General features: G+C 41.0%; 19 protein-coding genes. 15 read left to right on the top strand and 4 right to left on the bottom strand.

Annotated features, from left to right (window positions below):
* Positions 1–62 precede the first annotated feature (62 nt).
* From ABIB50_RS23290 to ABIB50_RS23240, 11 genes are all read left to right on the top strand, one after another.
* Positions 63–563 (top strand): NADH-quinone oxidoreductase subunit J family protein, encoded by a 501-nt coding sequence (locus tag ABIB50_RS23290; protein ID WP_429383726.1) that lies wholly within the window; start codon positions 63–65, stop codon positions 561–563.
* Entirely contained in the window at positions 563–892 is a 330-nt protein-coding gene (nuoK, locus tag ABIB50_RS23285; protein WP_429383725.1) for an NADH-quinone oxidoreductase subunit NuoK, read from the top strand. Before ABIB50_RS23290 ends, nuoK begins: the two co-directional genes overlap by 1 nt.
* 94 nt (positions 893–986) lie before the next feature.
* Positions 987–2891, top strand: a complete 1905-nt coding sequence (gene nuoL / locus ABIB50_RS23280; protein WP_429383723.1) for an NADH-quinone oxidoreductase subunit L — start codon at positions 987–989, stop codon at positions 2889–2891.
* Between the two features lies 1 nt (position 2892).
* Positions 2893–4353 carry a complex I subunit 4 family protein gene (locus ABIB50_RS23275; protein ID WP_429383721.1) on the top strand — a complete coding sequence of 487 codons (1461 nt, stop codon included), beginning with the start codon at positions 2893–2895 and terminating at the stop codon, positions 4351–4353.
* 2 nt (positions 4354–4355) lie between these two features.
* Positions 4356–5732, top strand: a complete 1377-nt coding sequence (locus ABIB50_RS23270) for an NADH-quinone oxidoreductase subunit N (RefSeq protein ID WP_429383719.1) — start codon at positions 4356–4358, stop codon at positions 5730–5732.
* Positions 5733–5793: 61 nt separating this feature from the next.
* The gene (locus tag ABIB50_RS23265; RefSeq protein WP_429383717.1) at positions 5794–6429 is read left to right on the top strand and encodes a DedA family protein; all 636 of its coding nucleotides are present in this window, start codon (positions 5794–5796) and stop codon (positions 6427–6429) included.
* Positions 6430–6444: 15 nt separating this feature from the next.
* Positions 6445–6990 (top strand): inorganic diphosphatase, encoded by a 546-nt coding sequence (locus ABIB50_RS23260; protein WP_429383716.1) that lies wholly within the window; start codon positions 6445–6447, stop codon positions 6988–6990.
* Positions 6991–6997: 7 nt separating this feature from the next.
* Entirely contained in the window at positions 6998–8335 is a 1338-nt protein-coding gene (locus tag ABIB50_RS23255; protein WP_429383715.1) for a hemolysin family protein, read from the top strand.
* A gap of 11 nt (positions 8336–8346) precedes the next feature.
* A complete protein-coding gene (locus tag ABIB50_RS23250) occupies positions 8347–9054 on the top strand; it encodes a 16S rRNA (uracil(1498)-N(3))-methyltransferase (RefSeq protein WP_429383713.1) in 708 nt (235 codons plus the stop codon).
* Positions 9055–9714 carry a DUF4159 domain-containing protein gene (locus ABIB50_RS23245; RefSeq protein ID WP_429383711.1) on the top strand — a complete coding sequence of 220 codons (660 nt, stop codon included), beginning with the start codon at positions 9055–9057 and terminating at the stop codon, positions 9712–9714.
* A gap of 4 nt (positions 9715–9718) precedes the next feature.
* Positions 9719–10219, top strand: coding sequence for an acetyl-CoA carboxylase biotin carboxyl carrier protein subunit (locus ABIB50_RS23240; protein WP_429383710.1), 501 nt, complete (start codon positions 9719–9721; stop codon positions 10217–10219).
* A 46-nt stretch (positions 10220–10265) separates the two neighbouring features.
* Here the strand turns inward: ABIB50_RS23240 and ABIB50_RS23235 are convergent, their stop codons facing one another.
* A complete protein-coding gene (locus ABIB50_RS23235) occupies positions 10266–11879 on the bottom strand; it encodes an SUMF1/EgtB/PvdO family nonheme iron enzyme (RefSeq protein ID WP_429383708.1) in 1614 nt (537 codons plus the stop codon).
* A gap of 223 nt (positions 11880–12102) precedes the next feature.
* On the opposite strand from ABIB50_RS23235, the gene porV reads away from it, so the two are divergent.
* The 3 genes from porV (at position 12103) to ABIB50_RS23220 (ending at position 15232) form a co-directional block, all read left to right on the top strand.
* Complete coding sequence (gene porV / locus ABIB50_RS23230; RefSeq protein ID WP_429383706.1) at positions 12103–13278, top strand: type IX secretion system outer membrane channel protein PorV; 1176 nt, start codon at positions 12103–12105, stop codon at positions 13276–13278.
* 1 nt (position 13279) lies between these two features.
* Positions 13280–13762 carry a 2-C-methyl-D-erythritol 2,4-cyclodiphosphate synthase gene (gene ispF, locus ABIB50_RS23225; protein ID WP_429383704.1) on the top strand — a complete coding sequence of 161 codons (483 nt, stop codon included), beginning with the start codon at positions 13280–13282 and terminating at the stop codon, positions 13760–13762.
* Positions 13763–14629: 867 nt separating this feature from the next.
* A complete protein-coding gene (locus ABIB50_RS23220) occupies positions 14630–15232 on the top strand; it encodes a hypothetical protein (RefSeq protein WP_429383702.1) in 603 nt (200 codons plus the stop codon).
* Positions 15233–15406: 174 nt separating this feature from the next.
* Here the strand turns inward: ABIB50_RS23220 and ABIB50_RS23215 are convergent, their stop codons facing one another.
* From ABIB50_RS23215 to ABIB50_RS23205, 3 genes are read right to left on the bottom strand one after another with little or no spacing between them, the layout of a single operon-like run.
* Positions 15407–15844, bottom strand: a complete 438-nt coding sequence (locus ABIB50_RS23215) for an Imm63 family immunity protein (RefSeq protein WP_429383700.1) — start codon at positions 15842–15844, stop codon at positions 15407–15409.
* Positions 15845–15885: 41 nt separating this feature from the next.
* Entirely contained in the window at positions 15886–19248 is a 3363-nt protein-coding gene (locus ABIB50_RS23210) for a glycosyltransferase (RefSeq protein ID WP_429383698.1), read from the bottom strand.
* Between the two features lie 30 nt (positions 19249–19278).
* Positions 19279–19440: a FeoB-associated Cys-rich membrane protein gene (locus tag ABIB50_RS23205; RefSeq protein WP_429383696.1), complete on the bottom strand. Its 162-nt coding sequence runs from the start codon at positions 19438–19440 to the stop codon at positions 19279–19281.
* 377 nt (positions 19441–19817) lie between these two features.
* Between ABIB50_RS23205 and typA the strand changes: the two genes are divergently transcribed.
* The gene (gene typA, locus ABIB50_RS23200) at positions 19818–21626 is read left to right on the top strand and encodes a translational GTPase TypA (protein WP_429383694.1); all 1809 of its coding nucleotides are present in this window, start codon (positions 19818–19820) and stop codon (positions 21624–21626) included.

The following is a 21626-nucleotide window of genomic DNA, read 5'->3' as shown; positions in this document are numbered from 1 at the left end:
AGAAGTTTTATACCTTTGCCCAACTCTTTTTAGGGGGGCGAAATGTTTTGTAATAGTTAACCATGAATACATTTTACTTCATAGCGTTTTTGTCCGTATTCTTTTCCATTTTGGTAATTACTGCCAAAAATCCGGTGCATAGCATACTTTACCTGATATTAACGTTTTTTACGTTCACTATTCATTACATCCTGTTAAACGCGCAGTTTTTAGCTATTGTAAACTTTATAGTTTATATGGGTGCCATACTGGTGTTGTTCCTGTACACCCTGATGCTGATGAACCTGAATAAGGAAAGCGAGCAACCAAAATCAAACCTGGTAAAAATTGCAGCGGTAATTGGCGGCGGTTGTTTTTTGGTGACTATTATAGCATCAATACGCGCTTTAGGGATTTCAGATCCGGTTATACTTAAGGACCCTAACCTGGGCCTGGTAAAAAACTTAGGAAAGACATTATTTAACGAGTATTTATTGCCTTTCGAGGTATCATCTGTATTGCTTTTATCGGCGATGGTTGGTGCTGTTTTATTGGCTACTAAAGACCCAAAAACTACTGTATAATGCAAAATTTAACTAACGCAATGCACTTTGTACCGCTTAACCATTACATCATGTTAAGTGCTATTATATTTTCGATAGGTGTAATTGGTGTATTAGTGCGCCGTAATGCAATCGTAATATTTATGTCGGTCGAGTTGATGTTAAATGCAGTGAACCTGTTATTAACAGCTTTCTCGGTTTATTCAAACGATCCCAGCGGACAAGTATTTGTATTTTTTATAATGGCCCTGGCTGCTGCCGAAGTAGCAATAGGCCTGGCTATAATTGTAATGATCTATCGCAATACAAACTCGATAGACATTAATGTACTGAACAGATTGAAATGGTAGGGTAAATTTCGGATTTTCGATTTCGGATTTGAATTAATTAAATAATAAAGAAAAAAACGTATTACGTACAACGTCAAACGTACAACATAACACAATGGAGAAATACATCTGGCTTATTCCTTTATTACCGTTAGCCGGTTTCGTTATTAACGGCCTTGGCCGTAATATACTATCAAAAGCCGTTATTGGCTTTATTGGCAGCCTGTTGGTTTTACTATCGTTCGGGTTAAGTGTGGCTGCTTTCTGCCAGATCAAATCAACCGGACAAGCTATTAATGTTGATCTGTTTAACTGGTTCTCTGTAGGGTCGTTACAGGTTAATTTCTCGTTTTTGGTCGATCAGTTAAGTTCAATTATGTTGCTGATCATAACCGGGGTAGGCTTTTTGATTCACCTGTATTCGGTAGGCTATATGCATGATGATGACGGTTTTGGTAAATTCTTCGCTTATTTGAACCTGTTTGTTTTCTTTATGCTTTTATTAGTGATGGGATCAAATTATTTGATCATGTTTATCGGTTGGGAGGGAGTAGGTCTTTGCTCTTACCTGTTAATTGGTTTCTGGTATACTAATCCAAGCTACGCCGATGCTGCCAAAAAAGCATTTATTATGAACCGTATTGGCGATCTGGGTTTCCTGATCGGTATCTTTTTAATATTTAACACATTTGGTAGTATAGCTTATGCTGATGTTTTTGGCAAAGCATTAACCACGCCAGGCGCACCTTTTGTACTGATAACCTTATTATTGTTTGTCGGCGCGGTAGGTAAATCGGCACAGTTGCCATTGTTTACCTGGTTGCCTGATGCGATGGCCGGCCCAACTCCGGTATCAGCTTTGATCCACGCCGCTACCATGGTTACGGCAGGTGTTTACATGATAGCCCGCTCAAACATCCTCTTCACAATGGCTCCGCAAACAATGGAAGTTATTGCGATCATCGGATTGTTAACCGCAGCTTTCGCGGCCTTGATAGCCCTAACACAAACTGATATTAAGAAAGTACTGGCTTACTCAACCGTATCGCAACTGGGTTATATGTTTTTAGGTTTAGGCGTTGGTGCTTATACCGGGTCATTCTTCCACGTATTAACGCACGCATTTTTTAAAGCCTTATTATTCCTGGGTGCAGGTTCTGTAATCCACGCCATGGGCGGCGAGCAGGATATGCGCAAAATGGGTGGGTTAAGCGGTAAGATCAAAATTACTTTTGTAACCATGCTGGTGGGTACTATTGCTATTGCAGGTATCCCGCCATTCTCAGGTTTCTTCTCAAAAGACGAAATATTAGCAGCAGCTTATGCACATAGCGTTACGTTTTATGTAATAGGTGTTATTACCGCCATGCTAACCTCATTCTACATGTTCCGGATGATGTACCTTACTTTCTGGGGTAAATTCCGCGGAACACACGAGCAGGAGCATCATTTACATGAGTCGCCGCCAAGCATGACCATACCATTGATCGTATTAGCTATTTTATCTGCCGTTGGTGGTATGATAGGCGTGCCTGCGGTAATGGGCGGTCACCACGAATTAGGTGCATATTTGGCGCCGGTATTTGAGGAATCACATAAAATATTAGGCGAACACGAATTAAGTCACAATACCGAATGGGCATTAATGGGCACATCAGTACTTGGTGCTTTGATAGCTATGGCATATGCTTATATAAAATATGTTAAAGGCGCACATGTACCTGTTGAGGATACGCAAGAGCGTGGTTTACTGGCCAACTTGTCTTATAATAAATTTTATATTGATGAGATATACGATTTCCTGATCCGTAAACCGCTGGATGCATTGTCAGTATTCTTCTATAACGTTGTTGATAAATTAGGTATTGATGGTTTGGTTAACGGGATAGGCAAGAGTGCGGTTGAATCAGGCAAAGGCTTGCGTTTACTGCAAACAGGTAACGTAGGGTTCTACATATTTATGATGGTTGCTGGCATTGTTGCCATTTTACTATATAGTTTAAAATTGTTTACAATATAAAATGACGGTTAGTATATTAATATTTTTGCCGGTACTTGCGGCGCTTGCTGTTCTTCTGTTCAAGAACGAAACGGCTAAACACGCGGCATTATTTTTCTCTGTTATTGAGTTGGCAATTGCAGGCGTATTCCTGGCAAAGTTTGTACCCGATGCGAGTATACAATTTGAGGTTGAGGCTCCCTGGATCCCACAAATAGGTGCTTACTTTAATGCAGGTATTGATGGTATCAGCATGGTTATGGTATTGTTGACTACCGTACTTATTCCGTTAATAATTTTAACTACTTACAAGCATCAATATAAAAATGCCAATGTGTTTTACGCGTTGATATTGTTTATGCAGGCCGGTATGCTGGTTGTATTTACTGCGTTGGATGGTTTCTTATTCTACGTAGGTTGGGAAGCAGCGTTGATACCTATCTATTTTATCTGCTCGCTTTGGGGCGGCGAAAACAGGATCCGCATCACTATCAAATTTTTCATTTATACATTTGCCGGCTCGCTGTTTATGTTGCTGGCTATTATTTATATGTACTTTCAGTCAGCCGGTCAAACCTATGATCTGCACGAGTTTTATGCCAGTGCTGCATTAACTAAAGATCACCAGGGATTGGTATTCTGGGCATTCTTCCTGGCCTTTGCTATTAAGATGCCGTTGTTCCCGTTCCATACCTGGCAGCCCGATACTTATACAGAAGCACCATCAGCAGGTACCATGATGTTAGCAGGTATCATGCTTAAAATGGGTATCTACGGTGTTATCCGTTGGATGATCCCTATTGCGCCTGTAGGTTTTATAACATGGCAACATTTGATTATGGTATTAGCCGTAATTGGCGTTGTTTACGCATCAATAATCGCCTTTAAACAAACTGATGGTAAACGTTTGGTCGCTTACTCATCAATAGCACACGTTGGTTTAATTGCGGCCGGCATATTTGCCTGGAACAGCCAGGGCCTGCAAGGTGCCATGATACAAATGATAAGCCACGGTATTAATGTGGTGGGCATGTTCTTTATCTGGGATATCATCAGCACCCGTTTAGGTACGCGTAATATTGGCCAGCTTGGCGGTATAGCCAAGGTTGCGCCTCAATTTTCAATTGCCTTTTTAATAATTGTATTGGGCACGGTGGCTCTGCCATTAACTAACGGCTTTATAGGCGAGTTTTTATTATTAAACAGTGTTTATCAATTTAATATATGGTTTGCTGCTGTAGCGGGATTAACCATCATTTTTGGCGCGGTATATATGTTGCGTATGTACAAAAATGTAATGCAGGGTACAACCAATGAGTTAACTGCAACATTTGCAGACATTCATGGATCAGAGAAATTGGTTTTAGGCATTATCTGTATATTAATAATTGGTTTAGGCATATACCCGCAGCCTATACTGCATATATCAGCAGCCGCGGTCGAAAATTTAATACACACTGTAAAAATATCAGGTAAGTTTTAATCATGAATACTTTAATTGTCATATCTGTTTTACCTATAGTGCTGTTGTATTTAGGTTTATATAAAATGCAAAAAGCGTTGCTGCCCGTAACTATTATTGGGTTGCTTGTTGCATTGGGCTTAGCAGTAGCGCAATGGAACAACGGCGCCGTGCCTATCTATCATGGCATGATGTTATTCAATAATTTCTCTATTGCTTTTTCATCAGTTGCTATCCTGTCAACCATATTAATACTCTTACTTTCTAAAGGGTATTTCGAAAAGATAAGCAGCCATATAGCCGAATATTACGCTATTATTTTATTCTCCCTGGCGGGGATAATTGTAATGGTGTCTTATTATAATTTAACCATGCTGTTTATCGGTATCGAGATTATGTCGGTAAGCTTATACATATTGGCAGGTATCAAAAAGAACGATTTTGCATCAAACGAAGCAGCCTTGAAATACTTCCTTATGGGTGCATTTTCAACCGGTTTCTTATTGTTTGGTTTTACTTTGATCTATGGCGCAAGTGGGTCATTTGGTTTAGAAAACATCCAGAACTATGTAATAACGCATCAAGCAATTTCGCCATTGCTTTGTACAGGCGTTATATTGGTTATTGTAGGTTTATGCTTCAAAGTGGGCGTAGCTCCGTTCCACTTTTGGACACCTGACGTTTACGAAGGGTCGCCATCGTTGATAACCGCGTTCATGTCTACTGTTTCAAAAACAGCCAGCTTTGCCGCGTTCCTGCGCTTGTTCGCTACCTGCTTCCCGTTAATAACAAACATCTGGCAGCCGGGCTTAATTGCTATAGCAGTTATAACTTTATTTTTAGGAAATATTACTGCGCTATATCAGCAAAGCTTTAAGCGGATGCTGGCTTATTCAAGTATTTCGCACGCGGGATATTTATTGTTCGCTATTTTAGCATTAGGCGCAAATTCTGCAAATACCATATTGGTTTACGCTACTGCTTATTCTGTTGCATCTATTATAGCCTTTGGCGCGCTGATGCTGATCCAGCAGGAAACCAACAGCGATAGTTTTGATAGCTTTAACGGGTTGGGTAAAAAGAATCCGTTCCTGGCATTTGTTTTAACAATAGCTATGCTATCATTAGCTGGTATACCGCTTACTGCAGGCTTTATAGGCAAGTTTTTTGCCTTTAACATGGTAATGTCCCAGTATCATATTGTGTTGCTGATAATAGCTGTTATTAACGCAATTATAAGCATCTTCTATTACTTTAGGGTAATTGTAGCCATGTACTTCCGCAGTGCAGAACGCGAGCAGATTGCGGTACCGCCTTATTATGTTTTTGTACTGGGCTTTGCCGCATTGGCGACCATAGTAATTGGCGTTTACCCTCAATTAGTAAGCGGCCTCATTTAAATGAGCCATCAAAATCTCAACAAATTTTAATTTAATATTTGTAGTTTTACAAATATAGTGAATGGAAAATTTTTGGGAACACCTGCAAAATTTAACGGACGCTCAATCCATTTTAAGTAAGGGAGGGTTTTATTTCCTGCTTATTGTAGTTTTTGCTGAAACAGGTTTATTTTTCGGTTTCTTTTTGCCCGGTGATTATTTACTATTCATGGCCGGCTTGCTGTGTTCGTCCGGGATGATAGATGTATCATTAAGTACATTGATATTATCAGTAATATTAGCGGGTGTTTTGGGCAACTATACGGGCTATTGGTTTGGTTACCGAACCGGGCCTATGCTATTCAATAAAAACGATTCGTTGTTCTTTAAGAAGCGTTATGTTGTAATAGCCGAAGAGTTTTATGCCAAACATGGCGGTATGGCATTAGTTTTAGGCAGATTTTTCCCAATAATAAGAACTTTTGCCCCTATCTTTGCAGGCGTAGTAAAAGTAGATTTTAAAAAGTTTACCATTTACAACTTAGCAGGTAGCATAACCTGGGTAAATACATTTATTTTATCCGGGTACTTTTTAGGCAGGCGATATCCGCAATTAAAAGATTACCTTGAATACGTAGTAATAGGATTAATAATAATTACAACAATTCCGCTGGTTTTTGCTTTCTTAAAAAAGCGATTGGTGAAAAGCGAAAAATAAATACATAATAGATAAATGAGCACACAACATCCATGGCACCAGGTTTCGCCGGGCGATAACATTCCTGAATTTGTAAATGCTGTAATTGAGATCCCTAAGGGGTCAAAAGCTAAATATGAAATTGATAAAGAGTCGGGCTTATTAAAGTTGGACAGGGTATTGTTCTCATCAGTAATGTACCCGGCTAACTATGGCTTTATCCCGCAAACTTATTGTGATGATAAAGATCCGCTGGATATATTGGTATTATGCTCAATCGATGTTTTCCCTATGTCTATCATTGAAGCCAAGATAGTTGGTGTGATGCACATGGTTGATAATGGTGAGCAGGATGATAAAATCATCGCGGTAGCAAAAAATGATATGTCTGTAAACTATATTAACGATTTACAAGAGTTGCCGCCACATGCTATGAAAGAGATCGTACGTTTCTTTAAAGACTATAAAATACTGGAAGATAAAAACGTAACCATCGAGCATATGCTTGGTAAGAAATATGCCTGGAAAGTAATTAACGAAAGTATAGAGTTGTATAAATCTACTTTCCCTGTGTACCAATAATTGATAAATGGCGCCTGACCTCTACGTAAACGGATATTACATTGTTCTAACCATATTCCTGGTTTTTTTGAACGGCTTTTTTGTAGCCGCCGAATTTGCCTTAGTACGCGTTCGCGGTTCGCAAATAGAATTGAAAGTAAAAACCGGCAGCCGTGTAGCGCGGCTTACCCGCAGTATCATGGCCAACTTGTCGGGTTACCTGGCCGCAACTCAATTAGGCATAACTATAGCATCGTTAGGTTTAGGTGTGGTAGGCGAAGACGTGTTTACCCGCGTTATGCTAAATATGTTTAAAATGTTCGGGGTAGAGATAACCTCCACCTTTATAATAAACACCAGCCATGTGTTCGCGTTTATGGTAATTACTGTGCTAAGTATTGTTTTTGGCGAACTGGCTCCTAAAAGGCTGGCTATACAAAGTTCAGTGCGCACGGCATTGGCTATATCTGCACCACTACGCATATTCTTTGTTATGTTTAAGCCCATTATTTGGCTACTTAACAACTTCGCTAACTTTATTTTGAAGTTATTGGGCATTAACCCCGTACAAGGCGAGTCGCATCATAGTTCTGAAGAATTACAATACCTGCTTGAACAGGGTAAGGAAACCGGCGCGCTTGATTCCACTGAACATGAGTTAATACAAAACGTATTTGATTTTAATGAGCGTGTTGTTAAAAACATCATGGTGCCTCGTACTAAGATCTCGGGCATTGAGATACAAACATCAAAAGAAGAGTTATTAGAGATCCTGATAACCGAAGGCTATTCGCGCCTGCCGGTTTATGACGAAGTTATTGATAAGATAGTTGGTATTGTACATGCCAAAGATATTTTACCATTACTGGCACGAAATGAGGAAATAGTTTTAAAAGACATTATCCGTAAGCCTTACTTTATCCCCGAAACTAAAAAAATAAACGACCTGATGGCCGAGCTGCAACAAAAACGCATCCAGATAGCTATTGTGTCTGACGAGTTTGGCGGCACAGCAGGTATGGTTACCCTGGAGGATATTGTTGAAGAATTGGTAGGCGAGATACAGGATGAGTATGACGAGGAAAAGCCAATTGTTGAAGCATTAAACGATCGCGAGTTTATTGTAAACGCGCTGGCACCTATTTATGATGTAAATGGCCACCTTCCGCATGATCTGCCCGAAGATGGTGATTTTGATACCGTATCCGGTTGGTTAGGCGATATTTTTGGTAAGATCCCTGATGTGGGCGAACAAAAAGAAGCAAACGGATATAACATTACCGTACTGAAAAAATCCGATCAGAATATTGAATCGGTTAAACTGGAACTATTGCTAAATGAAGAAGATACAGTAGATTTACACTAATCTGCCTGCCAATGCATCTTTTTTACACCCCGGATATTGCCCCTTCTCATCCTCAATACTTTCTTAACGAAGAGGAAAGCAAGCATGCCGTACGCGTTTTACGTTTGGAAGTAGGAGCAGAAGTACAACTGATAGATGGCAAAGGCGGTTTATACACAGCCCAAATTAAAGATGCACATCCCAAAAGAACTATACTGCAAATTACAAATGTTGTAACAGAATACGGTAAGCGCAATCATTATCTGCACATCGCTATTGCCCCAACAAAAAACCTTGACCGTTTGGAGTGGTTCCTGGAAAAAGCTACCGAGATAGGTATTGATGAAATATCATTAATAATATGCCAGCGGTCTGAACGTAAGGAGGCAAAAACAGAGCGCCTTAATAAAATTATAACAGCGGCTATAAAACAATCCTTAAAAGCCTACCATCCTGTTTTAAACGAACCTATAGCTTTAAACAGGTTTTTAGCACAGCCTTTTGATGGCCAAAAGTTTATTGCCCATTGCGAAGACAGTGAGAAAACAAGCTTGAAAACAGAGCTTACTAAACAAGGAAAATATTTAATACTGATTGGCCCCGAAGGCGATTTTTCGCCTGCCGAAATTGATAGCGCTTTGCATAATGGATATAAAGCCATAACTTTAGGTGAAAGTAGGCTGCGCACAGAAACCGCCGCGCTTGAAGCCTGCTTCGAGGTGAATTTTTTAAACAGATAAATGAAGATATCCGCTTACATGGCCAGTGCTTTGATCCTGCTTTTTTTAAGCAGCTTTAACGCGCCCACCTATAAAATGGCTAAGCTTAAATACAGCGGCGGCGGCGATTGGTATGGAGATAGGACAGCGTTACCAAACCTGATAAAATTTTGCAACGAAAATTTGAAAACCAATTTCCAGGCCGAGGATGATATTGTTGAGCCGGGAAGCGCTCAGCTATTTAATTACCCGTTTGTTTTTTTGACCGGGCACGGTAATGTGATTTTCTCAGACCAGGAAGCCAGCAACCTGCGCAAATATCTAATGGGCGGCGGGTTTTTGCATATCGACGATAATTATGGGCTGGACAAATTTATTCGCCCGCAAATGAAAAAGGTTTTCCCTGAGCTTGATTTTGTGGAGCTGCCACCTAATTATCCTATTTATCATCAAAAATATCCGTTCCCTAACGGGCTGCCTAAAATACATGAGCATGACGGCAAACGCCCGCAAGGTTTTGGGTTGATATATAAAGGTAGGCTGGTTTGCTATTACACGTTTGAGTGCGATTTGGGCAATGGCTGGGAAGATTATGGAACCTACGCGGGCGATACCCAGGAAAGTCGTTTAAAAGCGCTTAAAATGGGTGCTAATCTTATTCAATACGCACTAACTCAATAACTGCATGTACCGGGTAAAAGTAAATGATAAGTTTGATTATGCTATTAAGCACACCGGCGATGAGTTGGTGATCAATAATAACAAGGTAAAGGCCGATATCAAAGAATTAAGCCCCTTAACCTGGCATGTTATTGAGCAATTGCAATCGTTTAATGTAGAAGTGGTGAGCTTTGACAAAGCGTTAAAGACTGCACAGATAAGGGTAAACAATAATATCTACAGCATTACAGCAAAAGATCAATTTGATGTCCTGCTTGATAAAATGGGACTAACCGGTTTGGCCAGCGCCAAAATAAGCGAGCTAAAGGCGCCCATGCCTGGCCTGGTGCTAAAAGTATTTGTTGAAGAAGGCGCTACCATACAAAAGGGCGACAGCTTATTAATCCTTGAAGCCATGAAAATGGAGAACATCATTAAATCGCCGGTTGATACGATTGTTAAGTCAATAAAAATAAGGCCCGGAGATAAAGTAGAGAAGGGGCAGATATTACTGCAGTTTGCATAAAAAAACCGGCCTGAATTTCAGGCCGGTTTTTTTTATGCTGTTTAAATTATTTTAACTTAGTTTTCTTAATACTAAAGTGTGGTTTGCCTCCCGGGTGTATCTCCGGGGCACCTACAAGGTCCATCGCGCAACGGAAGCCAACTTCGGCACTGGCATCATCTTCGTTCATAAACCTGCGGGTAGCAGGGTTTAACCAGTAAGCCAGGTCATTCCATGAACCGCCTTTGTAAACTTTAGAGTGGTTACTAACTAAAGTTGTTGTGCCATATAAGCTGGTATTAACTGTATCAGAAAAACCTCTCGCATCCGCATTATATGCTTTGCCTGCTAACGGATCTTTTGTAGGATTAGCGGCAGTAACAGTAACAGGAGCAGCACCGGCAGCACCAACAGGAGCACCTTGTTGTTGCGATGCAATTAGCTCGGCATAGCTCATTTTTTTAGCAGCCTTAGCCGGATCTTTTATAGGGCGGCCATATTTGTCTTTTGCATATTTACCTGTTGCTGGGTCAGCTAAACGCTTGTCGGCAAATTCATTACCACGGAATGGGTTAAAGTCATCCACATCCTCAAACGTCATCTGGCGATAAGTATCCTGTACCCATTCGTTAACGTTGCCTGCCATGTTATATAAACCAAAATCATTTGGTACATATTGCCTTACCGGCGCGGTGATCATGGCTTTATCATTTAAATATCCGCCAACACCGGCATTGTCACCAGCGCCGCGTTTAAAGTTAGCCATTATCAAGCCGCGTGTAGCTTTTTTAGCAGAGCGTACGCCTAAACCGTTCCATGGATATATTTTACCATCGGTAATGTTTTCAAATTGGGTATTGCCTGCTAAAGCTAAAGCAGCATATTCCCACTCGGCCTCTGTAGGCAAACGGTAAGCTGGTTTTAAAATACCGTCCTCAACAATAGCTGGTCTAACAGCTTTTTTCTGTCCGGCTGCCGGTTTGCCGTTAAGGTCGGCCGTCATCTTTTTGCCGTCAATACCAACACCTCTAAACTGGTTATTTAAATACATATCTGTATTAAACGGAATTTTTTGTGCATTTGCAGCAGTAGCGGGCGCACCCTTTTTAGCAGCGCGGGGGTTAATGATAATACCCTTTCCTTGTAAAATATACTCGTTGGTACGGTCTGTACGCCATTGGCAATAGTCCTGAACCTGATCCCAGGTGATACCAACTACAGGGTAATCCTGGAAAGCCGGGTGGCGTAAATAGTTATTTACATATGGCTCGTTGTATGATAGCGGTCTGCGCCATACCAAACTATCGGGCAATGCATTATAATACAATTCATGATCGGTTGGGAATGTAGCGCTTATCCAATGCAGGTAATCCAGCCAATCCTGGTTAGAAACTTCGGTCTCATCCATATAGAAAGCAGGAATGGTTACTCTTTTGCGTACATTGTTATACTCAAAATTAATATCCTGGTCTGCACTGCCGCCTAATACAAAAGTACCGCCCTCAATAGCTATCAAGCCCGGGCCCGGAGCCGGGTGAGTTTGTGCAAACTTAGAATAACCGAATTTTTTGTCGTTATAAGGTATCCCGGTTTTTTGCGATTTACCAGGTTTATGACATCCGCTAAGCAATGCTACCATGCCCACTGATACTAAAGCAGCATAAGTAAAAAGTATTTTCATATTTTTACAATATTATATATAGGGGTAAATTTATAAATTTTTTAAATAAAATAGTAAACTTAATTTGGCGTTAATGAAACAATTAATCCGCTTGGTGCTTTTAACGTAAAAAGTGGGAGTTGTGTTGCATTATAAGGCAACTTTAACGCAAAAAACTTTAACGGCTTATTAGTAAAATGCATAATTAGCCTATATTTATCAAATTAAAATTAAACAAGACTAAATGAAGTTTTTGTACGGTAAGGCCTCTATTATATATATAATACTATTATCACCCTTATTTGCAGCTGCCCAGGTTGGTGGAGTCAACGCCAACGGAAGTGCTTATAACTCTATACATTACGTAGTTCCTTTTTTAACTATATCGCCCGACTCACGTTCGGGTGCCATGGGTGATGCCGGGGTAGCGTTATCGCCTGATGTTAATGCAAATTACTGGAACCCGTCAAAACTTGCTTTTTTAGATACATCCAGCAATGCTATAGGATTGTCTTACAGCCCGTGGCTTCGCCATTTAGTGCCTGATGTTAGTATCTCCTACTTAAGCTTTGCACATAATATCGATAAACGAAATGCAATCGGTATGTCTATGCGGTACTTTAACCTGGGTTCTATCCAACTGGTTGATGCCAATCAAAACGACCAGGGAACCTACCGCCCCAGCGAATTTTCGATAGACGGATCATTTGCCCGTAAGTTTGGCAATAACTTTTCATTGGGGTTAACCTTACGTTATATTCACTCTAACTTATTTAGCCAATCGTTTGTATCGGGTTCAAGCCAGGCAGCTAAACCGGGTAATGCCGTTGCGGCTGATATTTCTATGTATCATACCAACAGCGTACAGCAGTTTGGTAAGGATGCAACGTTTAGCTACGGTATAGATATTTCAAACATTGGCTCAAAGATTAGCTATTCGGATGTTGGGCAATCGTACTTTTTACCAACCAATTTAAGGATGGGTGTTGCAAACACTATCAATATTGATGAGTTTAACCAGTTAACACTGGCATTTGATATTAATAAATTATTGGTGCCCACCTCGCCGATAAGAGATGCCAACGGTAATATAATTAAAGGACATGATGATAATGTATCGGTCCCGGCCGGTATTTTTGGATCTTTCTCTGACGCGCCCGGAGGGTTTAGCGAAGAGTTAAAAGAAATAACCTTTGCGCCGGGCTTTGAGTATGTATATGATCAGCAGTTTGCTTTAAGGGGCGGGTATTTTTATGAAAACGCTGCCAAAGGCGGCAGGCAATTCTTAACCCTGGGCCTTGGGCTCAAATACGATATTTATAGATTTGATTTCTCTTACCTGGCAGCCAGCCAGCAAAGCAGTCCTTTAGCTAATACACTTCGGTTTAGCCTGTCTGTAAACTTTGGCGCAGCAAAATAGTATGGGTAAAGTAAGGGTAGGTTTTGGTTTTGATGTACACCAGTTAAAGGAGCATCATCCATTTGTTTTGGGGGGAGTAAACCTGGAGCACCATGCCGGTGCCTACGGTCACTCGGATGCCGATGTATTGCTACACGCCATTTGCGATGCTATATTAGGCGCCGCTAACCTGCGCGATATTGGCTTCCATTTTTCAAATACCGACGACCGCTGGAAGGGCATTAGCAGCTTAAAGCTATTACAACACGTGATGGTACTACTGCGCGAAAAGGGTTGGGAGGTAGGCAACATAGATGCCATGATATGCCTTGAAGCACCCAAGATCAACCCGCATATCCCTGCAATGAAGATCCACATCGCTACTGCTGCCGGTATAAGCGAGGACGATATTTCCATTAAAGCTACCACCAACGAAAAGCTGGGCTTTATAGGCCGCGAAGAGGGCGTTGTTGCCTACGCGGTTTGCCTTATTGAGAAAGATTAGTGTCCAGATAGCTATCGGGACAAAATTAAAGATTGGGCCTGTCTACAGGAAACCGCTGTTAAATTATGATTTTGTTTTGTTTCACGAAATAGTGTAACAAATGAAACAAGTGAAACAGGATTTTTAATTAACTCATTAAATATAAGCGAATTACAAAAAGTTGATGAAACAAAATGAAACAACTTTTACGTCAGTAAATTTTAACAGGAAAGCAGGTTAAATAATTGGGAAACAGTCATATATAATATCGCCTGTTTTTGCCCGGTGAAACACGATTTTGTTTCAGGGGTGAAACAAACTATTGATCTCGAAATTAGCTGCTATCAACTAATCAAGAGCCATCGGCTCGCTGCATTTTGTAGCAACGGGTTTTAACCCATTGAATATTGATGAAGCTGAGAAAAGAGTGCCGTAGGCAAGGCGCATATTATATCGGCCGAGCCTGCGGCTCTTAAGAATGTGTCTTTTTTAAACCAACGGGTTTAACCCGTTGCTACAATATAAGTCGAGGCTATGCCTCTGGAAGGGTTGTCACTTGAGGAAACAGTTTATACCTCCTCGCTGGCGCAAGTATGCAGCGGTGGCAAGCATGGCGGATACCTCATTACGATCTATAAATACCTTGTTTTATATTTATTAGAGATATATTTTCTTTTTTATTACAATTATTTCTATTTAGTATAGTTATTTAACTACTGTGTTCTTTTTAATAGACGGAATTATTTAATTTGACGGTTATATTATTGCGATAGTGGCAAAAAATTAACGCCATAGTTAAGGATATGGCAAAAATAAAGAGTTAATAAATATATATAGTAATACTCTTCATCTTATTGCACGCCGCATGAATATTGCAGGCGTTGCTGCATGAAAAACACATTTATAATTTATTTTTTGCCCGCTGTTATTTGCGTGGCCGGGTTAGCAGGTTGTCAAACAAAAGTTATTGAGCCGACAACAAAAACTATAGAGGATACATCGATTTACCACGAAACCTTTGTCGTTAATGATCAAACAGTTATAACTTCTGTTACAAATTCGACGCTTACAATGGTTTACAACGAAGACATCAGTCTTATTTTCGGAGCTGTTGGATATGATCAATCTTACGCAGTGCACCTGTACGAGGATTTTGGCAGATCAGCGCTTCAGGAGTTCGACTATACAACTATCAGTGAAAGTGGTGATGTAACTTTTAGGTGGGCAGATGACAACCTAAACAACGTAAAGTTGAAAACAGTTACTCACACCACCATGAATGGTAAAGCGGTGGTTATAATAAAGGTACAACGGCCATTTACATTTGTAAAGACCTATGCTAATGCGGCAGCTGCACTTAACGAACAGAGGATTCTTTTGGCTACGACCGGTGATAAGGTCAACTTTTCATCGAATATATATTTCGGTGTCGACTTCCAGACGTATAAAACCAGCGCCCGGGTTGTTTATAAATCCGAAATAAAAAGATAGCTCATTAGGGAAGAATCAAGAGGAAACGGGTTTTAAACCCATTGTATAATTTATAAAGTAAAAACGAGAGCCGTAGGCACGACGCATAATATATGGGCCGAGCCTACGGCTCTTAAGAATGGCGTCTTTTTTAAACCAACGGGTTAAAACCCGTTGCTACAAAATCAGTCGAGGCTACGCCTCTGGAAGGTTTGTCACTTGAGGAAACAGTTTATACCCCAATATTTTATTATACTCTGTTTTTAATCTTTCTATAAACCTGTCTTTAATCTTTATTTGTGTCAATAATTCTATTTGCTTTTCAAAAGCATCAATTCGTTGTTCTTTATTTTTACCAAATTCCGCTGCATATTGAAATGATACACTAAACGTGATACTTTCAAATATCCAAAAATAGAGCTCATCTATTTCAGTTGTTATTTTTTCAAAGAGTAAGTTGCCTCTTTCATAAGCCAAATATCTATCGTTGATTACATTGTCCAGCACTAATGGCTGGCTATCTCTGGCATCTCTTTCATCATCACTAAATGTTGGAAGCATGTAATCAGGAGCGTTGATTGAACCCATTACATTCCGGACCTTTTTTTCTAATTCAACAATCTCGATTCTCATGCTTCTGATTTTTGTAATTCCTGGCTATCATATTATGCAACTTACTTCTGCACTCCCGCCTTAACATTCCCCGTCCTCTTCAATACCCCCCAGGTGCTTAGCTCGCCTTTAAGCGCTTTACGTAATGATTTAAACAGGATATAATACATCAGCTGGCGCCATACAAAACGTTGGGGGATAATGTAGACCAGTTTCCTGTAATCCTCTTTTTCCATCCAGAAGGCTATGGTGCCCACAATAAAATCAACCAGTACAAAAATGACGTAGTAGATGACGATGCGCATCGGCTTATCACCAAACAGGCCTATTACCATAAACAGATCCGCCAAAGGCGAGAACAGCGGCAGCACGATTTGGAAGATGAGGATATTAGGCATCCCCACCATACCAAAGAACTTATACTTTTTATTGAACAAGGCGCTGCGGTTCTTCCAAAAACTTTGGATCACCCCAAAGCTCCAGCGGAAGCGTTGTTTTAACAGGGCGCTTAATGTTTCGGGTACTTCGGTATAAGCTATGGCCTCGGCGCAGTTTTTTATGATATAGCCTTTTTTAAGGATGCGCATCGTTAAATCGCAATCCTCGGCCAAAGTATCGGTAGTAAAGCCCCCGGCCTGGAACACTGCCGACTTACGGAACGCCCCTATAGCGCCCGGCACAACAGTTATACTATTGATCAGGTCGAACGCGCGGCGGTCCATATTTTGCGAGGTGATATACTCGATCGACTGCCAGCGGGTAATGATGTTACCCTCATTACCCACCTTAACCGTACCGGCAACCGCGCCAATTTCGTCATCGGTAAAATAGGTCATCAGGTGATAGATAGCATCGTCTTTAAGCTGTGTATCGGCATCAATACAAACCACAAAATCATGACTGGCATGGGTAATACCAAAGTTTAATGCCGATGCTTTGCCGCCATTAGGTTTGGTTAGCACCATTACCCGCGGGTTATCGCCGTAGGCCGCGTAAACCATGTCATAGGTTTTATCTTTCGATCCATCGTCAACAAATATGATCTCGAAATTTTTATACTCGGTTTTAAGCAGACTTTGTATGGTTTTTATCACCGTAACCTCCTCGTTATAAGCGGGTACAATAATGCTTACCGGCTGCAGCTGCCTTTTGGTTAGGCGCGAGCGGTATTTTGTAAAGGTGCGGTTTTCGGTGTATTGGCGTACTGCTAAAATACCTATCAACACAATACGGCCAATAGCCAGAAAAATAGCCGATAGGAACACATACAGCAAGAACCAGTTGATATAATAAAAGGTTACAATAAATACATCGGTTAACGAAGTGCTTAACCACAGTCCGTTTTTTACCGGCGGCATCAGCTCATCCTTATTTTTATCAAGGATATCGGCAATGGTGGTAAACTTGTAGCCGTGGGTTTTAAAATAATGGATAATTCCGGGCAGCGCCTTTACGGTTTCCTCGCGCGTATCGCCCCCGGCATCATGCAATAACAACATCGAGCCGTTGTTGGCTTGCTTAATGGTTCGGGCAAGTATACTATCGGCAGTTACGCCCGGCTGCCAGTCCCACGGGTCGATAGATTCGCCAATGTTGATATAGCTTTGCTTGCGGCTTTCGGCAACCGGTATAACCTCGGCAAGCGTTTGCGGCTCGGCATCGGCATTAAAAGGCGGGCGAAACAATATGGTGCTGTGCCCGGTAACCGACTCGATAAGTTTACGGGTTGAATTTAACTCCAGGTTTACCCGTTCTAAACCTACAGTTGATATATCGGGGTGGAAAAAGGTATGGTTACCAATTTCAAATCCTTCGTCATAAATGCGCTTTAGTAACTGGATGTTTTTTTCGCCCATAGACCCAACTACAAAAAATGCCGCCGGTACTTTTTCGCGTTTCAATATGTCTAATATCCTTGGGGTAAAATCAGGGTCGGGGCCGTCATCAAACGTTAAAACTATTTTGCCCGGCTTGTAGCCATACTTACGGATAACATATTTGGTAGGCAGCTTAATATAGGTTTGGTTGGTAATAATATAGTTTACTGTATCCAGCTTAACGTCAATCTCGCCTTTAACGGGGGTGGTTATCAGGTCAAGCACCTCGCCGTCGCCTTCGTAATTTATTTTATTATTTAAACCAACAGTAGTAAGGCGTTTTACATCGATACCGGTTTTTCTTAACGAGTCGATAGCCAAATTTTTCTGGAAAAAGCTCCACATGCGAGGGTCCTCGCTACCCAGGCGCCATAGCGCCACACCGCCCGTATCCCAATCATCAGCCATGCGGATGATATTAAAGTTGGTAGCGGCATCAGTAAAATAAACGGTATGCAGCAAGCTATCGGTACCGGTATAGTTATAATGCAGGTTGGCCGATACCGGGTCGTACACTATCTTGCTTTTATTTTCGTGGGCGGTACTAATGGCGGTTTGGTAACCAATGCCTTTGCCGACGCTATTCTCGGGCCAGTCAACCCCGCCGCCAAATACAGTTAAGATAACCCTTTCGCTGGGGATACGCGCGCAAACCTTGTCCAATATTTCCTCCACCCAATGCTGGTTTGATATATCGCCGGCATTACTGTCCTCTGTATGCTGGTTAATAGCCATTACAAACAAATAGTCGTTATAATGCTGTAAACGCTCTAAGTTGTATTGCTCATCATCAGGTATTACGTTTTGCGTTACCAGTAAACCTAATGGGTGCAGGGTATTATAAAGCTCTTGCTCAAACCGCACATATTCGGGCGCGTTACGGTCCTTAATATCATCAAAATCAAGGTTTACCCCCTGGAATTTGTATTTGTTTAACTGTTTAACAATGCTGCCTATAAATGTAGCGCGCAGCTTTTTGCTTTTTATAATGCGATAAATATCCTTACTGTCAAAACCACCGGTGGTATTGTTGTAATTAACGTAGTTGGATAAGGTTACCAATACCGGCTTTTTGTATTTTTTATTGAGGTTGATCAAACCCGTATCAATTTTTGCCAGTATGGAATCAGCGCCGGGGTTAATTACAAAACCTTCGGTAACTACCATGTCCAGGCGGACTATATGTTCTACTAACGAGTTGTAAGCCTGTGCTTCCCAGGGGCGGTAGAAGCCGGCGTTAATACGGTCTTTATTATTGGGGTGTTTTGCGCGGTATAAGCTGCGGGTATGTTCCAGTTTTTGGATCTGGACTTTATCAATTTTAAAATCTTTAAATTGCTTTGATGCCTTTAATTGTTCAAGCTCTTCTTTAGTTAGCTTTTTAGCGGCAGGATTTAAATTGGGCAGATTAGGGTATTGTTGCGAGGTTATGGTAATTACCGACCCTAACACACTACCCGCTAAAACAATTAATATAACACGGCTAAGCCATTTAAAACGGTTCCATCTACCGGGGGTATCAGTTTGAAAAACCTGCTTATCAGCCATTAATTAATAAAGATTTAGTATTGAAACAGCCTATTTAAAGGTTTTGTCAGGGTTGATGTTTGAAAAATCCACACCGCACTTACAGTTTTCGCCACAACCTTTTTTTGCAAATAAATTCCTGTACATCAGCTTGCCTACGTAAAACACAGCGGCAGCGAATATGATTAAAATTATAATTGCCTGGATATTCATGATCACAAAATTAATACATTTTATTAAGAAACGTGTATATATGTTATAGTGCATTTGATATCAGGATCACCTTCTAAATCGAAAGTATATCAGGAGGCACCTCCGGAGCCGCTATCTCATGGGTGGCTTTTTGCAATAAACAGGCGACTCCTCCGGAGTCACAGACGGGAAATGGTTACAGTTCCGGAGGAACTACCTGTTTATAGCATAAAATTTATGGTTTTAATGGCTCCAGGGGAGCCTCCTAACTTTAAAACGATTTTTCTGCATTTGTAATCTGGCAGTTAAATTTGCATTACCTTCTCATATAATAAATCCATTCCCTTTAAAAATCCATATATTAACCTTACCTTTGCGCCAAATTTTAAAGGCATTTCATGCAAAAAATAAGAAACATTGCGATCATCGCACACGTTGACCACGGCAAGACTACTTTGGTTGATAAAATTTTACACAGTTGCGCAATCTTCCGCGAAGGGCAAGAAACTGGTGAGCTGATATTGGATAATAATGACCTGGAACGTGAACGTGGTATCACCATCGTATCAAAAAACGTTTCGGTAATGTATAAAGATGTTAAGATCAACATTATTGATACTCCTGGTCACGCCGACTTTGGCGGCGAGGTTGAGCGTGTATTGAAAATGGCCGATGGCGTTTTATTACTTTGCGATGCTTTTGAAGGTGCTATGCCTCAAACCCGCTTTGTAACCCAAAAAGCTTTGGCTTTAGGCTTAAAACCTATTGTGGTTGTAAATAAGGTTGATAAAGAAAACTGCCGCCCTGAAGAAGTTTATGAGCAAATTTTTGAGTTGTTCTTTAACCTGGAGGCTACAGAAGATCAGTTGGATTTTCCGGTAATTTACGGTTCATCAAAACAAGGATGGATGAGTACCGATTGGAAAAAACCAACCGAAGATATATTCCCGTTGATGGACGCTATTTTAGCAAACATCCAGCCACCGCCAATTAGCGAGGGTACTTTGCAAATGCAAATCACATCGTTAGATTATTCTTCTTTCGTGGGTCGTATTGCTATTGGCCGTGTTGCACGTGGTGTTATCAAAGAAAACCAGGCGGTATCATTGGTAAAACGCGATGGTACTATCCAAAAAACAAGAATAAAAGAATTATATACTTTTGAAGGCTTAGGTAAGGTTAAAGCTACCGAAGTTAGCGCGGGCGATATTTGTGCCGTAGTAGGTATTGATGGTTTTGATATTGGCGATACCATTGCCGATTTTGACAAGCCGGAGCAATTGGAAGTTATCCATATTGACGAGCCTACCATGAACATGTTGTTCACCATCAACACTTCACCTTTCTTTGGTAAAGAAGGTAAATTTGTAACATCACGCCACTTGCGCGATCGTTTGTACAAAGAGATGGAGAAAAACCTGGCGTTGAAAGTTATTGAAACTGAATCGCCTGACTCTTACTTAGTTTATGGCCGTGGTATTCTTCACTTATCAGTATTGATCGAGACCATGCGTCGCGAAGGATATGAATTGCAAGTAGGCCAGCCGCAGGTAATTGTTAAAGAAATTGACGGTGTTAAATGCGAACCGGTTGAGACACTTATAGTTGATGTACCGGGCGAGGTTTCAGGTAAGGTTATTGAGCTGGTAACCCAGCGCAAAGGCGACCTGTTGGTAATGGAGCCAAAAGGCGATTTACAACACTTAGAGTTTGAAATACCTGCACGTGGGATCATAGGTTTACGTAACAACGTATTAACCGCTACCGGTGGCGAGGCCATTATGGCTCACCGTTTCAAAGCTTACGAGCCCTGGAAAGGTACTATCCCAGGCCGCTCAAACGGCGTATTGGTATCAATGGATACCGGTAAAACTACCGCTTTCGCTATTGATAAATTACAGGATCGTGGTCGTTTCCACATTGATCCGGGAGTTGATGTTTACGAAGGACAAGTATTAGGCGAGCATATCCGCGATAACGATTTGGTTATTAACTTAACCAAAGGCAAGCAGTTAACCAACATGCGTGCATCTGGTAGCGATACTAACGTACGTATTGCGCCCGCTATTAAATTCTCGTTAGAAGAATCAATGGAATACATACAGGCTGATGAATACATTGAGGTTACGCCGCAAAGTATCCGCATGCGTAAAATATATCTGAATGAAAACGAGCGTAGAATTAACGCTAAGAAGTTTCAATCATAA

Source organism: Mucilaginibacter sp. UYCu711 (assembly GCF_050433825.1).
Taxonomy (GTDB): domain Bacteria; phylum Bacteroidota; class Bacteroidia; order Sphingobacteriales; family Sphingobacteriaceae; genus Mucilaginibacter.
The sequence above is the reverse complement of the archived record's forward strand: the minus strand, read 5'-3'. Positions and strand labels throughout refer to the sequence as shown.

Bases quoted from the DNA above. Each gene is read 5' to 3' on its own strand.
- ABIB50_RS23290 (WP_429383726.1), top strand. From the start codon at position 63: ATGAATACATTTTACTTCATAGCGTTTTTGTCCGTATTCTTTTCCATT.
- nuoK (WP_429383725.1), top strand. From the start codon at position 563: ATGCAAAATTTAACTAACGCAATGCACTTTGTACCGCTTAACCATTAC.
- nuoL (WP_429383723.1), top strand. From the start codon at position 987: ATGGAGAAATACATCTGGCTTATTCCTTTATTACCGTTAGCCGGTTTC.
- ABIB50_RS23275 (WP_429383721.1), top strand. From the start codon at position 2,893: ATGACGGTTAGTATATTAATATTTTTGCCGGTACTTGCGGCGCTTGCT.
- ABIB50_RS23270 (WP_429383719.1), top strand. From the start codon at position 4,356: ATGAATACTTTAATTGTCATATCTGTTTTACCTATAGTGCTGTTGTAT.
- ABIB50_RS23265 (WP_429383717.1), top strand. From the start codon at position 5,794: ATGGAAAATTTTTGGGAACACCTGCAAAATTTAACGGACGCTCAATCC.
- ABIB50_RS23260 (WP_429383716.1), top strand. From the start codon at position 6,445: ATGAGCACACAACATCCATGGCACCAGGTTTCGCCGGGCGATAACATT.
- ABIB50_RS23255 (WP_429383715.1), top strand. From the start codon at position 6,998: ATGGCGCCTGACCTCTACGTAAACGGATATTACATTGTTCTAACCATA.
- ABIB50_RS23250 (WP_429383713.1), top strand. From the start codon at position 8,347: ATGCATCTTTTTTACACCCCGGATATTGCCCCTTCTCATCCTCAATAC.
- ABIB50_RS23245 (WP_429383711.1), top strand. From the start codon at position 9,055: ATGAAGATATCCGCTTACATGGCCAGTGCTTTGATCCTGCTTTTTTTA.
- ABIB50_RS23240 (WP_429383710.1), top strand. From the start codon at position 9,719: ATGTACCGGGTAAAAGTAAATGATAAGTTTGATTATGCTATTAAGCAC.
- ABIB50_RS23235 (WP_429383708.1), bottom strand. From the start codon at position 11,879: ATGAAAATACTTTTTACTTATGCTGCTTTAGTATCAGTGGGCATGGTA.
- porV (WP_429383706.1), top strand. From the start codon at position 12,103: ATGAAGTTTTTGTACGGTAAGGCCTCTATTATATATATAATACTATTA.
- ispF (WP_429383704.1), top strand. From the start codon at position 13,280: ATGGGTAAAGTAAGGGTAGGTTTTGGTTTTGATGTACACCAGTTAAAG.
- ABIB50_RS23220 (WP_429383702.1), top strand. From the start codon at position 14,630: ATGAAAAACACATTTATAATTTATTTTTTGCCCGCTGTTATTTGCGTG.
- ABIB50_RS23215 (WP_429383700.1), bottom strand. From the start codon at position 15,844: ATGAGAATCGAGATTGTTGAATTAGAAAAAAAGGTCCGGAATGTAATG.
- ABIB50_RS23210 (WP_429383698.1), bottom strand. From the start codon at position 19,248: ATGGCTGATAAGCAGGTTTTTCAAACTGATACCCCCGGTAGATGGAAC.
- ABIB50_RS23205 (WP_429383696.1), bottom strand. From the start codon at position 19,440: ATGAATATCCAGGCAATTATAATTTTAATCATATTCGCTGCCGCTGTG.
- typA (WP_429383694.1), top strand. From the start codon at position 19,818: ATGCAAAAAATAAGAAACATTGCGATCATCGCACACGTTGACCACGGC.